Source organism: Pseudomonas oryzihabitans NBRC 102199, from assembly GCF_000730625.1.
Taxonomy (GTDB): domain Bacteria; phylum Pseudomonadota; class Gammaproteobacteria; order Pseudomonadales; family Pseudomonadaceae; genus Chryseomonas; species Chryseomonas oryzihabitans.
Genome location: NZ_BBIT01000002.1, coordinates 304327 through 319081 on the forward strand (window position 1 = coordinate 304327; position 14755 = coordinate 319081).

Annotated in this window: 14 protein-coding genes; 2 read left to right on the forward strand and 12 right to left on the reverse strand. The window is 67.2% G+C overall.

The window, feature by feature from the left end; genetic code table 11:
* Positions 1-95: 95 nt before the first annotated feature.
* Positions 96-986, reverse strand: coding sequence for a LysR family transcriptional regulator (locus tag POR01S_RS02880; protein ID WP_042133622.1), 891 nt, complete (start codon positions 984-986; stop codon positions 96-98).
* Between the two features lie 103 nt (positions 987-1089).
* On the opposite strand from POR01S_RS02880, the gene POR01S_RS02885 reads away from it, so the two are divergent.
* Entirely contained in the window at positions 1090-2616 is a 1527-nt protein-coding gene (locus tag POR01S_RS02885) for an NADH-quinone oxidoreductase subunit L (RefSeq protein WP_169853330.1), read from the forward strand.
* Positions 2613-5060, forward strand: a complete 2448-nt coding sequence (locus POR01S_RS02890) for a YbcC family protein (protein ID WP_042133624.1) — start codon at positions 2613-2615, stop codon at positions 5058-5060. The genes POR01S_RS02885 and POR01S_RS02890 overlap by 4 nt, the downstream gene beginning before the upstream one ends.
* An 86-nt stretch (positions 5061-5146) precedes the next feature.
* Here the strand turns inward: POR01S_RS02890 and POR01S_RS02895 are convergent, their stop codons facing one another.
* The 11 genes from POR01S_RS02895 to POR01S_RS02945 form a co-directional block, all read right to left on the reverse strand.
* Positions 5147-5563, reverse strand: a complete 417-nt coding sequence (locus tag POR01S_RS02895) for an NUDIX hydrolase (protein ID WP_042133625.1) — start codon at positions 5561-5563, stop codon at positions 5147-5149.
* Positions 5564-5683: 120 nt separating this feature from the next.
* A complete protein-coding gene (locus POR01S_RS02900; protein WP_222932021.1) occupies positions 5684-5929 on the reverse strand; it encodes a hypothetical protein in 246 nt (81 codons plus the stop codon).
* Positions 5930-6094: 165 nt separating this feature from the next.
* The gene (locus tag POR01S_RS02905; RefSeq protein ID WP_042133627.1) at positions 6095-6304 is read right to left on the reverse strand and encodes a hypothetical protein; all 210 of its coding nucleotides are present in this window, start codon (positions 6302-6304) and stop codon (positions 6095-6097) included.
* Between the two features lie 24 nt (positions 6305-6328).
* On the reverse strand, positions 6329-7036 hold the full coding sequence (locus POR01S_RS02910) for a FadR/GntR family transcriptional regulator (protein WP_027599703.1): 708 nt from the start codon (positions 7034-7036) through the stop codon (positions 6329-6331).
* A 64-nt stretch (positions 7037-7100) separates the two neighbouring features.
* A complete protein-coding gene (locus tag POR01S_RS02915) occupies positions 7101-7439 on the reverse strand; it encodes an L-rhamnose mutarotase (protein WP_042133629.1) in 339 nt (112 codons plus the stop codon).
* A 29-nt stretch (positions 7440-7468) separates the two neighbouring features.
* The gene (locus tag POR01S_RS02920; protein ID WP_042133631.1) at positions 7469-8479 is read right to left on the reverse strand and encodes a zinc-binding alcohol dehydrogenase family protein; all 1011 of its coding nucleotides are present in this window, start codon (positions 8477-8479) and stop codon (positions 7469-7471) included.
* A gap of 91 nt (positions 8480-8570) precedes the next feature.
* Positions 8571-9587, reverse strand: coding sequence for an aldo/keto reductase (locus POR01S_RS02925; protein ID WP_042133633.1), 1017 nt, complete (start codon positions 9585-9587; stop codon positions 8571-8573).
* A gap of 14 nt (positions 9588-9601) precedes the next feature.
* Positions 9602-10546 (reverse strand): ABC transporter substrate-binding protein, encoded by a 945-nt coding sequence (locus POR01S_RS02930; protein WP_027599699.1) that lies wholly within the window; start codon positions 10544-10546, stop codon positions 9602-9604.
* A gap of 30 nt (positions 10547-10576) precedes the next feature.
* Positions 10577-11563, reverse strand: a complete 987-nt coding sequence (locus POR01S_RS02935) for an ABC transporter permease (protein ID WP_027602020.1) — start codon at positions 11561-11563, stop codon at positions 10577-10579.
* 37 nt (positions 11564-11600) lie between these two features.
* Positions 11601-13151: a sugar ABC transporter ATP-binding protein gene (locus POR01S_RS02940; protein WP_042133635.1), complete on the reverse strand. Its 1551-nt coding sequence runs from the start codon at positions 13149-13151 to the stop codon at positions 11601-11603.
* A 354-nt stretch (positions 13152-13505) separates the two neighbouring features.
* Positions 13506-14741, reverse strand: coding sequence for a nucleoside permease (locus tag POR01S_RS02945; RefSeq protein ID WP_042133637.1), 1236 nt, complete (start codon positions 14739-14741; stop codon positions 13506-13508).
* Positions 14742-14755: the final 14 nt, after the last annotated feature.

Below are 14755 nucleotides of genomic sequence, written 5' to 3' on the forward strand. Positions count from 1 at the left end.
GCGGCTAGCGCTTCTGCGGTGCACAGCGGCCTGACTCCACCGCAATGGCGGAGTCAGGCCGCGTCTCCTGACGCAGATTCAAGCGCCTCTGCCCATCAGACGGCTTCCGGCACCGCTGGCTGCCCCAGCAACTCCTCCAGAATGCTCAGTCGAAATTGTCGCTGCAGGGTCACCGCATAGAAGCGCTCGGCGATTTCGGGCACCTCGGCGTAGAGCTGCAGCGCGCCGCTGCGCAGTTCGTCCTGGACCACCACGGCGGGCAGCAGGGCCATGTCGCCGGAGTCGCGGGCGAGCAGGCGCAGCAACGCCATGTCGTCGACCTCCGCGCAGATGCGGGGCGTCAGCCCCTGGCCGCTGCAATAGACGTCGAACTGGCTGCGCACGTCGCTGCTGCGACCGGGCACGATCAGGCGGGCCTGTTGCAGGTCGCGGTGGAGATCGAAGGGGCGACTGTCCTGGCGCGGCGGGCCGATCAGGCACACCGGCTGGCGATGCAGCAGGCGGCATTGCCAGGTGCGCTGGCTGTCGGCGCTCACCGCCTGGTTGGTCAGCACCACGTCCAGCTTGTGCAGCGCCAGGCGCTCCAGCAGTTCGTCCACGCTGCCGGACTCGAGGGTCAGCACCAGGTCTTCACGACCGAGGAAGGGGCGCAGCAGGTTTTCCTGGAAGTTGCGCGAGAGGGTCGCCACGGAGCCGATGCGCAGCGTCTGGTTGGCTTCCTGGGTGTTCTGCAGGGTGTCCTGCAACTCGCTGCCCAGGGCGAAGATGGTCTCGGCGTAGTCCAGCACCAGCTGCCCGGCTTCGGTCAGCCGCAGGCTGCGTCCGGAGCGGATGAACAGGGGGTGGCCGAGCTGATCCTCCAGCACGCGGATCTGGGTGGAGAGGGCGGACTGGGAGACATGCAGCGCCTCGGCGGCGCGGGTGAGGTTGCCTTCCTTGGCCACGGCCCAGAAGTAGTGCAGGTGGTGAAAATTGAGGCGGCGCATGCTTCGTTCTTCAAAAGTGAACGTTAGGTTCTGATCAATCTATTTTAAATAACTCGTACACATCCTGAAACTATCGGTATCTGGTGTTCATGGAGTGTGCACGATGTCTAGCCTGCCGTTTTCCCTGCCTCCCTTGTTGCCCTGGGTCTATGCCCTGGCGCTGTTGCCCGCAGCCGTCCTCGCTTCACCCAGCCGACTCTGGCTACCCGCACGGGTCGTGGGTTATCTGGGCGTCTTCCTGGTGCTGGCGGCCTGGCTGCAGGCGCTCCACGACACCCGGCACCCCGACCGCCTGGGCCTGGCGATGGCCGGACTGATCAGCCTGCTGGCGCTGGTGATCATCGAGTATTCCCGGCGCTATCTGGAGGGGGAGGCCGGGCAGCGGCGCTATGTGCTCGCGCTGCTGGGCACCCTGGCGGCGGTGGCCACGGTGGTCACCAGCGGCAACCTCGTGCTGGTGGCAGGTGCCTGGATCCTGTCCAGTCTGTGCCTGCATCTATTGCTGACCTTCTACCGCGAACGCCCCCAGGCGGTCGTCGCAGCCCACAAGAAATTCCTCGCCAGCCGCCTGGCTGATATCAGTCTGCTGCTGGCGACCCTGCTGCTGGTGCAGGCCGGCGGGAGCAGCCAGATTTCGCTGATCCTCACCGCCGTGACCGCCCAGGTGCAGGCGGGGGGACCGCTCGGCTGGGAATGGCAGGGCGCGGCGCTGCTGCTGGCGCTGACGGTGATCCTCAAGTCGGCGCAGTTGCCGGTGCATGGCTGGCTGATCCAGGTGATGGAGGCGCCCACGCCGGTCTCGGCCCTGCTGCATGCCGGGGTGGTCAACCTGGGCGGCTTCGTGCTGCTGCGCTTCGCCCCGCTGTTTTCCGCCGCAGTGCCGGCGCAGAGCTTGCTGGTGCTGATTGGCGGCCTGACCGCGGTCCTGGCCGCGCTGGTGATGATGACCCGGATCAGCATCAAGGTCCGCCTGGCCTGGTCGACCTGCGCGCAGATGGGCCTGATGCTGCTGGAATGCGGGCTAGGACTGTACGAACTGGCGCTGGTGCACCTGCTGGCCCACTCGCTCTACAAGGCCCATGCCTTCCTCGCCGCCGGCGAGACGGTAGCCCACGCCCGCCAGCATGCCCTGCAGCCGCCGGCACCCACGCTCGAACTGGGCGGCCTGCTGCGGGCGCTACTCACGGCCGCGCTGGCGCTGCTCCTGTTGCAAGGACTCTGGCGCTGGCTGCTGCCCAGCCATGAGCTGCCCCTGGTGGCTCTGACGCTATTGGCAATCGGCCTGGCGCCCTGGTGCCTGCGCCGCGACCAACCCGCCCATGGCCTGCTCATGTTCGGCCTGCTACTGGGCGCTTACCTGCTGTGGCACCAAGCGGCCGGTTGGCTGCTCGACCAGCACCTCGCCACGGCGCCGCTGCCGTTGACCGTGGTGGCGATGGTCATGCTGGTCGGACTTTACCTGGTGCAGGGCCTGCTGCTGGCCCGACCGCACGGCGCCCTGGCGCAACGGCTCTACCCCCTGGCTTTTGCCGGCTTCTACCTGGACGAGCACTTCACCCGCCTGACCTTTCGCCTTTGGCCGGCGCGTGCGCCCCAGCCGCTGAACGCAACCCTTGGAGACCGCGCATGACCGTCCTCGAAACACTTCCCAGCCTTGAGCACCAGGCCCTGCATGAGGCCGCCCGGCAGGCCTGTGCGCGCATCGCACCGACCTGGCCGCTGGATCGCATGATCGCTGTGAACCCGCTTTGGGAGCGGCGCGACCAGGCCTGGCAGGCCGTGGCCGCGCAACTCTGGCAACGTGCCGGCAGCCGCCTGACCCTGGAAGCGGCCGACTATCGCCAGGCCTGGCAGGAGGGGCATATCGCCGAGCGTCATCTACAGCAGGCGCTGGCCGAGCAGGGGTCGTCCTGCAAGCCGACCTGGCTGCTGGAGGCGCTGGACGCTCCCGCCGAGGTCGGGCAAGGGTTGCCGTTGCTGGAAGATCTGGCCGAGCCAGGGATCCCGCTCCCGGGCTGGCCCGCACTGATCACCCACCAGATCGGCCAGAGTTGCGCGGCCTGGTTCGATCACGAACAGGCGGATTGGCGTCCGTCAGACGGTGGCGGGCTCTATCAGACCTGGCGCGCCAGCCTGCTGGCTGACCGGGGCTTGAGCGTACTCAGCGGTTGTCGCGAGCTGCACCAGCGGATCGCCGAATTGCCGGCACTACCCGAGGCGGCCCTGGAGGCGGCGGTCGACCACCTGGGGCTGCCGGCATCAGACTGGGCCGCCTGGTTCGACTGCCTGCTGCTGCGCAACCTGGGCTGGGCCTCCTGGTGCGCCTATCGGCACTGGCAGGCCCGGCTGCAGGGAGAGGACGACCGCACGCTGCTGGAGTTGCTGGCCATCCGCGCGGCCTGGGAGTGGCTGGTGGATGATCGGCGGCGCGATGCCGATAGCCGCTGGCAGTGCTGGCGGGCGGCTTGGGAGGAGGGCTTGCAGCGGATGCCTTCGGCCAATTGGCAGGCCCTGCAGCTGTGGCAGCGCGCCGACGAGCTGGCCTGGCAGGAGCACCTGCAGCAGGCGCTGTGCCACAGCGTACCGGCGGCCTTGCCCCCGGTGCCACTGGCCAAGCTGTTCTTCTGTATCGACGTCCGCTCCGAGCCCCTCAGGCGCGCCCTGGAGCAGACTTGCCCGGCCCTGGAAACCGGCGGTTTCGCCGGCTTCTTCGGGCTGCCCATCGCCTTTACCCCGCTGGGTACCGGTGCCACGCGCCCGCAATTGCCGGGCCTGCTCGCGCCGCAACTGCAGGTCAGCGAGGGCAGTGGCGATGCCGTACGGGATCGGCAATTGGCACAGGTGCGTCAAGGTCGTCTGGCGCGGCTGGGTCGCTGGCGGCTGTTCGAGCGGCTGCCGGCCTCGACCTTCACCCTGGTGGAAAGCGTCGGGCTGGGCTATGCCGGGGCGCTGTTGGGACGGACCTATGGCCTGGCCAGTGGCGCGCCTTCGCCCGAACTCAGCGCCTGGCGCCGCCATGAGCGGCAACAGCTGCAACCACAGCTACCGGAGATGTCACAGCTGCAGCGGGTCGACCTTGCCGAGCGTATCCTCAAAGCCATGGGCCTGAACGGACCGGTACCACCCCTGCTGGTGCTGCTCGGCCATGGCAGTCAGAGCGCCAACAACCCTCAGGCGGCGGGTCTGGATTGCGGCGCCTGCTGTGGTCAGAGCGGCGAGATCAATGCGCGGCTGCTGGCCGGCCTGCTCAACGATGCCCAGGTGCGCGCCGGGCTGCGGGTGCGCGGACTCGACCTGCCGCCGCACTGCCAGGTACTGGCCGGGCTGCACAACACCACGACGGATGAGGTGCAGGTCTTCGGGTGTGAGTCGCTTCCGGCAGAGCTCCAGCCCAGCTGGCAGCGCCTGCGGCTGGCACTGGACAGCGCCAGCGCCGAGGTGCGGCGGCAGCGGGCGGGCAAACTGGGCCTGGCGCCGCTGCCGGCGCAGCCGGAAAGATTGCTCGGCCAGCTGCGCCGGCGGGCCCGTGACTGGGCGCAGACCCGGCCGGAATGGGGCCTCGCCGGCAATGCCGCCTTCATCGCCGCACCGCGGGCGCGCACCCGCGCGGTGGACCTGGAGGGCCGCGCCTTCCTGCACGACTACGACTGGCGGCAGGACCAGGAGGGCAAAGTGCTGGAGCTGATCATGACGGCGCCCATGGTGGTGGCGCACTGGATCAACCTGCAGTACTTCACCTCGACCACCGACAACCTGCGCTTCGGCAGCGGCAACAAGTTGCTGCACAACGTGGTGGGCGGCCATATCGGTGTGTTCGAAGGCAACGGCGGCGACCTGCGCATCGGTCTGGCGCGCCAGTCGCTGCACGACGGCCAGCAGTGGATGCACCGTCCGCTACGCCTGCACGTGGTGATCGAGGCGCCGCGCGCCATGATCGACCAGGTGATCGCCAACCACGCCGTCGTGCGCGATCTAGTGCGCAACGGCTGGCTGCACCTGCTGCGTCTGTATGGCCTGCCGGCCTGCCTCGAGCTGCGCACGGCCGGGGGGTGGCAGCCGTTGCCCAGGGGCTGACGCGTGCCGGCGCCCGGCCGCCTGCTGCTGCAGACGGCCTGGTATGGCACGGCTGGCATCCCTGACCTGGAGATCGAGGCCGGGTGCTAAGGGGTCAGCAGTTGCTGCCTCAGCAGTGGAAGGATCACATCGCGGGCCAGGGGCGCCAGCGGCAGATCGCCGGGTTCGTCCACTGCGACCCATACCGCCTCTTCGATCTCGGCGGCAGGCACCGCCTGGTCCCCCGCGCGCAGGGCGACCTGATACAGCGCGCAATCGACCCTGAACCCGGGTTCGTTGGCGGCGGGCGCCTGGTGATTGCCGAGAAAGGTCGCAGCCTCCGCGGTGATGACCAGGCCGAGTTCTTCCCGCAGTTCGCGGATTAGGGCTTCCAAGGGTTGCTCCCCCGGATCCACCTTGCCGCCCGGTTGCATGAAGGCGGTGGTACCGCCCTTGCGTACCAGCAGCACCTGCTGACGTTCGTTCAGGAGGATGGCAGCGGCGATGTGGAGGGTAGGGGTCAAGGCATACGTCCCGGTAAGCGTGGGCGGATCACCCTGCAGTGAACCGATCGAAAAGGCAATCGTCGGCGCTCCTGGCTACGCCTGGTCATGAGGGCGCGTGACGGCCGTCGAAGATCTATTTCAGCGATCGCTGTGCAGCGCATAGCCATTGAACCCGACCGCGAACAGCAGGGCGCCCCAGAGGAAGAGGTCCGTCTGCAGGAATTCGCGCCTTATCGAAGCGAACTTGATGCCACGTTGCAGGGAAAGGGAGGGATCGATCAGCCACCCCAGAAGGACGACAGCCAGGCCCAATATCATGGCGATAGCGCCGATGCTCTTCAGGACGTGCTTCACCTCGGTAACCCCCTGCGCGAAAAACGGCATTCAGCGAATCATCGCCGGGGGTCAAGGGTATCGAGCGATAAAGGGCCGCGTGTAAAACTTCCTGAACGCTTGTAAACAAGTGTTAAAGGGCGGCCTCAGGCACCAGGGCAGAGTCACCTGGCAGCGACCGGCGTCACCCGAGGTGACACCGGCGCATCTGGCGGCTCAGCCCGATCGTGCTGCCAGATGCGCAGGTACCCAGGGACCGCGGAGCGGGATGTGGGGAAAGGCGTCGTCGAGGATGCGCAGCTCGGCGTCCTTGGGCGTGTTGTCGCCTTCCCCCTGAATGCTGACGATATCCTGGGGACAGGCCGAGAAGGCGACGAAGCAATCCATTTCCGCGCGCAGGGTGATGAAGTCGCCTGGGCGGGTCACCGTGGGCAGGGTGGCCAGGTGGCCTCACTCCTCGCTGGACGCGAACCCCTCTAGCCAGCGCGCTTCCGAGCAGAGCAGGTGGTGGCGCATGGCGGTCTGGGCGCCGATCAGGTCGCGGGCTTCCACGGCGCGCAGGATGGCCTCGTGTTCGGCCACGGCGACGCCCCAGGTCTTCTGGCTTTCGGTCTGCTCGGCGACGTGGGTGGAGATGGGGCTGTGGCGCTCGTCGAACAGTGAGGTGATGATGCGCACCAGCGTGGAGTTGCCGCTCATCCGGGCCAGGCGGCAGTGGAACTTGCGATCGTCCTCCATGGGCGACAGCCCCTGGGCGATCTTGTCGCTCATGTTCTGGATGCACTTTGCCAGGTAGCGGTAGTCGGCCTTGCCGCCCAGGGAGCAGGCCAGGACGATGGCCGCGCCTTCGATGATCGCCCGGGCGTGCATCAGCTCCGAAGGACTCTCGCCGAGGGTGGAGGTCCGCGCGCCGTTGTTGAGCAGGGCGGCGTTCACATAGATGCCGGAACCCTGGCGAACCTCGATGCTGCCTTCGATTTCCAGGGCAATCAGGGCTTCGCGCAGCGACGGCCGGGAGACGCCCAGCAACTGCGCCAGGTCGCGCTCCGGCGGTAGGCGGGTGCCGGCTTCGATGGCGCCCTCGCGGATGTGCTGGCGCAGGCGGTCCGCGATCTTCTGGTAGAGCTTTCTTTCGGTGGTGGCAGTGGGCAGCGTCATCGATGAAACCTGCATCTTCAAGGGCTTCAGTATCTCATGGGCTACCCGGATCGGCGCCAGCGACCTAGGGCAGGGCCGCCAGCTCGAACAGCGGGGTCGCCAGCTGCCACTTTTCCGATCCCGCCTCCGGCGAGGACAGCTGATAGCGCGCCATCAGGGTCTCCCATTCCTGGACCTTCGGATTGCGCTGTTCCAGCTCCTGCATGCGGGCGAAGGAGAAGTCCGGCCCCGCCTCGAGCAGCATGGTCAGGCGGCAGCCGAGGCGCCAAATGGTCATGTTGGCGACGCCGGCTTCGCGCAGATGGGCGATGACCTCGGGCCAGACCGCCGCGTGCTGGCGTTCGTATTCGGCGATGAGTTCGGGTTCGTCCCGTAGGTCCAGCAACAGGCAGTAGCGTGTCATGGTCTCGCTCCTCGGCCAGGTCAGGCCCGTTAGATTTCGACGATGGCTTTGACGACACCGCGGGCCGGGTCCAGCAGCTCGGCGAAGCGGGTGGGCAACTCGGCCAGTTGCAGGCGATGGGTATTGAGCGCCTGGTCCGGGATCAGGCCTTCGCGCAGGCAGCGCTCGACGTGCTGGAAGTCCTCGGCGGTGGCGTTGCGACTGCCCAGCAGGGTGGTCTCGCGCTTGTGGAATTCGGGGTCGGCGAAGCGGATGTGGTCCTTGACCACCGAGATCAGCACATAGCTGCCGGCATGGGCGACGAATTCGAAACCCCGCTCGATGGCGCGGGCGTTGCCGGTGGCGTCGAACACCACATCGAAGAAGTCGCCATCGGTCAGCCGCGCCAGTTCGTCCTTGTCGCCGTCACCGACGGCGACCGTGGCGGCGACCTTCAAATGCTGGCGACAGAACGCCAGGCGATCGGTGCGGGTGTCGAGGACGGTAACCTGGGCCCCGGCGATACCGGCGAAGATGGCCGCGGCCATGCCGATCGGACCGGCGCCCACCACCAGCACGCGCTGGGCCTGGCCCAGGCCCGAGCGGCGCACGGCATGGGCGCCGATGGCGAGAAATTCCACCATGGCCGCCTGGTCGAGGCTGAGGCCCTCGGCCTTGAAGACGAAGCGGTCGGGCAGGCTGAGGTATTCGGTGAGGGCGCCGTCGCGATGCACGCCCAGCACCGCGATCCTGGTGCAGCAGTTGGTCTTGCCCTGGCGGCAGGCGATGCACTGGCCGCAGGACAGATAGGGCACCACGTAGACGATGTCTCCCGCGTGCAGGCGCCCGCTGTCGTCGGTTTCCTCGACGACGCCGGAAATCTCGTGGCCCATCACCCGTGGGTATTCCAGATAGGGCTGGTTGCCTTCGTAGATGTGCAGGTCGGTGCCGCAAACGCCGACCCGGCGGATGCGGATCAGGGTTTCGCCTTCGCCTCGGGCAGGCTTGGGCGTATCGCGCGAGACCAGCAGGCCGGGTTTTTCACAGATGACGGTCAGCATAGGAAGACTCCGCATCGCATCGGGATGCACGTTGGATTCAGGGCGGCGAGCGTCCGTCGCCACAGAGGCGGGTGGAAAGGGCGGTGCGGCTTCATGCCGGGGCTCCCGCCACGGGAGCGTCGGCGTCCAGCAGGCCGCGCTGCTTGAGGGTGCTCCAGAACTCCGCCGGCATGGGCGTCTGCAGCCAGGCCAGGTTGCTGGCGACCTGCTCGGCGCTGCGTGCGCCGATGACCGCCGAGGCGACCGCCGGATGGGCCAGGGGAAATTGCAGGGCGGCGGCGGCCAGGGGGACCGCGAATTCCTGGCAGACCGCCTGCAGCGCCCGCACCTTGGCGACCACCACCGGCGGCGCGGCGCCATAGTCGAAGTGCTGGCCACCGGCGAGGATCCCGGAGTTGAACACTCCGCCGGCGACGATGGCGTGGCCCTGGGCCCGGCAGCGATCGAGCAGGGGCTTCAGGCTTTCCTGTTCCAGCAGGGTGTAGCGACCGGCCAGCAGGGTGCAGTCCAGCGGGCACTCCTCGAGGCTGTCGACCACCACCTCCCATTCGTTGACGCCCAGGCCGATGGCCTGGATCTGGCCACTGCTGCGCAGCTCTTCCAGGGCGCGGAAACCGCCGCCCCGGGTCAGCGCCTGCCAGTGAAGGTCGTGCCGCTCGCCATGGGTGCGGCGGCCGATGTCGTGCACATAGAGGATGTCGATCCGCGCCAGCCCCAGTCGCTGCAGGCTGTCTTCGTGGGACCTCAGGATGGCGTCGTAGCGGTAGTCGTAGACTGGCTTGAAGGGCAGCGGCCGTTCCCAGCCGTCGCCGTTGGCGCGCTCGCTGCCATTGGGCGCGAGCAGCCGGCCCACCTTGCTGCTGAGCACGAAGTCATCCCGTGGCTGTTCGTCGAGAAAGGCACCGAGGCGATGCTCCGAGCGGCCATAGCCATAGAAGGGCGCCGTGTCGAAATAGCGGATGCCCTGCTGCCAGGCGCCGGCCAGGGTGTCGACGGCCTGCTGCAGCGGCATGTCCCGGTACAGCCCGCCCAGCTGGGAGCAACCGAGCCCCAGCACCGGCAGGGCCAGCGGGCTTTTCGCCAGGGGACGCCGTTCGGAGAGATTCATCGCCAGGCCTCCGCTCAATAGAGCACGTTGCGTGCGTCAGGGCTGTCCAGGTTGGCCTTGTCGATGAGCAGGACGCCGGTGTCGATGAACTTGGGCACCTTCTGCTTCTCGATGACCTTGATCACCGTGGCGACCGATTCCAGGCCCATGCGATAGGAACTCTGCACCACGATGGCGTCCAGGGTGCCGTCGCGGACGAAGCCCTGCAGGTCTTCGTTGCCGTCGAAGCCGATGGCCTGCAGCTTGCCGGCCTTGCCGGACTGGGCGATGGCCCGCGCCATGCCGACCGCGGTGGGTTCGTTGGCGCCGTAGATGCCCTTGAGGTCGGGATTGGAGGCCAGGACGTCGGTGGTCTGGTTGAGGGCGTTGGCCATCTGCGACTGGGAATAGAAGGGGCCCACCACGGTCAGCTGCGAATGCTGCTCCAGGTACTTGCGGAAGCCGCCGACCCGGCCCACTTCCGAACCGGTGCCCGGCACATAGGACATGATGGCGATCTTGCCGGTCTTGCCGACCTTTTCGATCATGCGCTGGGCGGACAGCTCGCCGGCCTTGTTGTTGTCGGTGGAGAGAAAGGACTGGTAGTAGGGCGCGCCGCTTTCCGCCACCGAGGAGTCGATCAGCACCACCGGGATATGGGCTTCCCAGGCCTGCTTGATGGCCGGGACCAGGGCATCGGGGTCGGACGGCGCCAGCACGATGCCCGAGACGCCACGGTTGACCGCGTTGACCACCATGTTCACCTCGTCCGCGATCGCCGATTCCGACGCCGGTCCCTGGAAGGTGACCTTGTAGTTGGCGTGCTGTTTGGCCGTTTCCTGCACGCCCTTCTGCACGTTCTGCCAGTAGTTGGAGTTGGCACTCTTGACGATGACGGCGATCTCGCCGTTACCGGCCAGCGCCAGGGAGGTCGCGGCGGAGAGGGCGACACCCAGGACCACTTTCTTGAAGTTTTTCATCGGTCGTTCCTTGTTGTTGTTATCGAGGGTTCACTTCTTGCGGTTGCGGAGCTGGTCGATACAGACGGTCAGCAGGATCACCAGGCCGATGATGATCTGCTGGGTGAAGCTGGAGACGCCGAGCATGTTGAGGCCGTTGCGCAAGACGCCGATGGTGAAGGCGCCGATCAGGGTGCCCGACACGCTGCCGATGCCACCGGAAAGGGAGGTGCCGCCGATCACCGCGCTGGCGATGGCGTCCAGTTCGTACATCACCCCTTCGTTGGGCTGGGCGGTGACCAGGCGTGACATCAGCACCGCGCCGGTCAGGCCCGCCAGCACACCGGACAGCACATAGGTGAAGAGGGTGACCGCGCGCACCTTGACCCCGGAGAGGCGGGCCGCCTCGGCGTTCGAGCCCACGGCGTAGATGTGGCGCCCCAGGCGGGTGCGGCTGAGCACCAGCCACAGGGCGATGGCCAGCACGATCATGATGATCACCGGGTAGGGGATGCCCGGAAAGATCACGTTGGGAAAGCCGTCGTCGCCGATGCGTTCGATGCGCCCCAGGGTGCCGTTGCCGAGCACGCCGAAGGCGGCGCCGAGGCCGGAGATGGGCTGGGCATCGGTCAGTCGCAGCGCCAGGCCGCGGGCCACCAGCATCATGCCCAGGGTGGCGATGAAGGGCGGCAGCTTGACCAGGGTCACGAACAGCCCGTTGATCGCCCCGCAGATCCCGCCGACGATCAGGCCGACCAGGATGCCCACCTCGATGGACGCGCCGGCCTTGACCGCCATGGCGTTGGCCACGCCGGCCAAGGCCAGCACCGAGCCCACCGAGAGGTCGATGCCGCCGGTGATGATCACCGCCGTCGCGCCGAGTCCGAGAAAGGCGATGGAGGTGACCTGCAAGGCCACGCTCATGCCATTGCCCATGGTCAGGAAGGCGCTGCTCATGGAGGAAAACACCGCGATCAGCGCCAGCAGGCTGACCAGGGCGCCAAACTTCTGCAGGAATTCTTTTTGTTTTTCGGTCATTTCTCTGTCTCGCTCGACACGCGTGGGCGAGCTGCCGTCAGTGCGACGTGCAGCCGGAGGCGTAGTGCATGATCTGGTCCTGGGAGGTGGCCCGGGTCTCGACGTCGCCGGTCAGGCGACCTTCGTGAAAGACCAGGATCCGATCGCTCATGCCGAGCAATTCCGGCAGCTCCGAACTGATCAGGACGACGCCGATGCCCTGGGCCGCCAGCTGGTCCATCATTTCGTAGATGGCGTACTTGGCGCCGACGTCGATACCCCGGGTGGGCTCGTCGAAGAACATGATCCGGGCGTCGCGGAACAGCCATTTGCCGATGATGATCTTTTGCTGGTTGCCGCCCGAGAGATAGCGGGTGACCTTGTCGATCGAGGGCGTGCGGATGTCCAGCCGCCGCACGTAGTCCTGGGCGACCCGCGCCTCCTCGCCGAAGCGAATGAACCCCAGCGGCCCGCAGAGGGCGTCCAGATTGGCCAGGGTCAGGTTGTGCGCCAGGGTCATCTTGACCGCCAGGCCATCCTTCTTGCGGTCCTCGGACAGGTAGGCGATGCCTTCATCGATCCCGTCGCGCGGACTGCGGATGGTGACCGCGCGGCCGTTGATCTCCACCTCGCCGGCATCCAGCCGGTCGGCGCCAAAGATCGCCCGGGCGATCTCGGTGCGGCCGGCGCCCATGAGGCCGGCGAAGCCGAGGATCTCGCCGCGGCGCAGCTCGAAGCTGATGTCCTGAAAGACCCCCTTGCGGGTCAGGCCCTGCGCCCGCAGCAGCACCTCGCCGGTGGGCACGGCGGTGCGTGGCGGAAATTTCTCGTCGAGGGAGCGCCCGACCATGCCCGCTACGATGGCGTCGACACTGGTCTCGGCGAAGCGCTGGGTGGAGACGTAGCGACCGTCGCGCAGGATGGTCACCCGGTCGACGATGTGGCGCATCTCGTCCAGCCGGTGCGAGATGTAGAGCATGCCGACGCCGCGCGCCTTGAGGTCCTGGATGACCTTGAACAGCGCCTGGGTCTCGCTTTCGGTCAGGGAGGAGGTCGGTTCGTCGAGGATGAGTACCCGGGCGTCCAGTGACAGCGCCTTGGCAATCTCCACCATCTGCTGCTGGGCCACCGACAGCTTGGAGACCGGCGCGCGGGGGCTGATGGCCACGCCCAGGCGCGCCAGGCAGGCTTCGGTGTCCGCCTGCATCTTGCGTCTGTCGATCAGACCGAAGCGCACCGGCTCGCGGGCCAGGAAGATGTTTTCCGCCACCGTGAGGTGGGGCACCAGGTTGAGTTCCTGGTGAATGATGGCGATACCCACCTGCTCGGCTTCCGATACCGACTTGAACTGCCGCTCTTCGCCCAGGTAGCGGATCCGCCCCTCGTCCGGCGGCTGCTGGCCGCTGACGATCTTCATCAGGGTGGACTTGCCGGCGCCGTTCTCGCCGCAGATGGCGTGGACTTCACCCGGGTAGAGGCTGAGGCTGACATCGTTGAGGGCCACGACGCCGGGAAAGCGCTTGGAGATGTTTTCGAGCGTCAGACAGGGCGCGGGCGCAGCCGGTACGGGGCCGCCACCTTCGCCGCGGGGCGATGGGGTATCCAGCATGGTGCTCTCTCTTGTTGTTGTTCTAGGGTCGCTGCCCTATGTGAGATCCATGGCAGGGAAAGCTACACCCCAGTCTGGATATCTGGCAAGACCAATTGGATTTTTTCGAATTGGTCTTGCCAGAGTGCGGTCTGATTAGTGAAAGCCTTCTTGCTCAAGGCAGGCGATGGGCGCGGGAGGGGCAGGCGCTCGGGCCAGCGTGGCCTTGCTGTAGAGGAGGGCGCGGGAGGGATAGCCCCAAGGCGCAGACCGGCAGGCGCAGCGCCTGGGCCACGGGTCTAGCTGGATCGTCGGGGAGGAAGGCGCTGATCGGAGGCCCGACCCAAGTCGAGTCGGGCCTCCGATGGCAATGTGCTAGCGCACGGGCGCAGCCGCCGTGGCGCGCGTCGGGCGGGCGTCGCGGAAGGTAACCAGGAAGGCCAGCAGCACGCCCAGGGAGAACAGCGCCGGGAACAGCCAGATGCCCTGCCAGTCATGGCCGGCGGCGCTGGCATAGTGGTCCGAGACCATCCCGGCGACCCGGAAGCCGACCAGCATGCCCACGCCATAGGTGGCCAGGGTGATCAGGCCCTGGGCCGCGCTCTTGTTCGCTTCGCCGGCCTTGGCGTCGGTGTAAATCTGCCCGGAAACGAAGAAGAAGTCATAGCAGACGCCATGCAGGGCGATGCCCAGCAGCAGGTAGGCGAGGGCGTCACCCTGGGCGCCCAGGGCGAAGCAGCCATAGCGCACCGCCCAGGCCAGCATCCCCACCAGCAGGGTGCGCTTGAGGCCGAAGCGGCGGATGAACAGCGGCAGCAGCAGCATGAAGCCCACCTCCGACACCTGGCCGAGGGTCATCATGCCGGTGGGATTGGCCACCCCCAGTTCGGCGAGAAAGAGGTTGGCGTTCTGGTAGTAAAAGGCCAGCGGAATGCAGATCAGCACCGAGGCGGCAAAGAACACCGCGAAGCTGCGGTCCTTGAGCAGGCGCAGGGCGTCCAGGCCGAGCATCGCGCCCAGGCCGCCGCGGGTGGCCGGCAGCGGCGCGGTGCGCGGCAGGCTGAAGCTGTAGAGACCGAGGATGAGGGAAGCCGCGGCGCCGAGCAGGAAGGTGTTGCGCAGGGCCCCGGCGGCGATGCCGCTGCGGCTGTCCCAGGCGAAGACGAAGCTGATCGCCAGGCCGGCGGCAATCCAGCCCAGGGTGCCCCAAACCCGGATCTTGGCGAATTGCCGGGCTGGATCGGCCAGGTGGCGGAAGGCCACGGAGTTGGCCAGCGCCAGGGTCGGCATGTAGCAGAGCATGTAGGCCAGTACCAGTGGATAGAAGGTGGTGAAGTCGGCCGCCGCATAGAGCTGGTAGAGCAGCACCGCGCCGGCCAGGTGCAGCAGGCCGAGGATGCGCTCGGCGTTGAAGTAGCGATCGGCGATCAGGCCGATCACGAAGGGTGCCAGGATCGCGCCCCAGGACTGGGTGGCGAAGGCCTGGCCGATCTGGCCGCCGTTGGCGCCCAGGGTATTGCCGAGAAAGGTCGCCAGGGTGACGAACCAGCTGCCCCAGATAAAGAACTGCAGAAACATCAGGGTGCTCAGGCGTAGCGAAAGTGCGTTCATCGTCGATTCCTTGT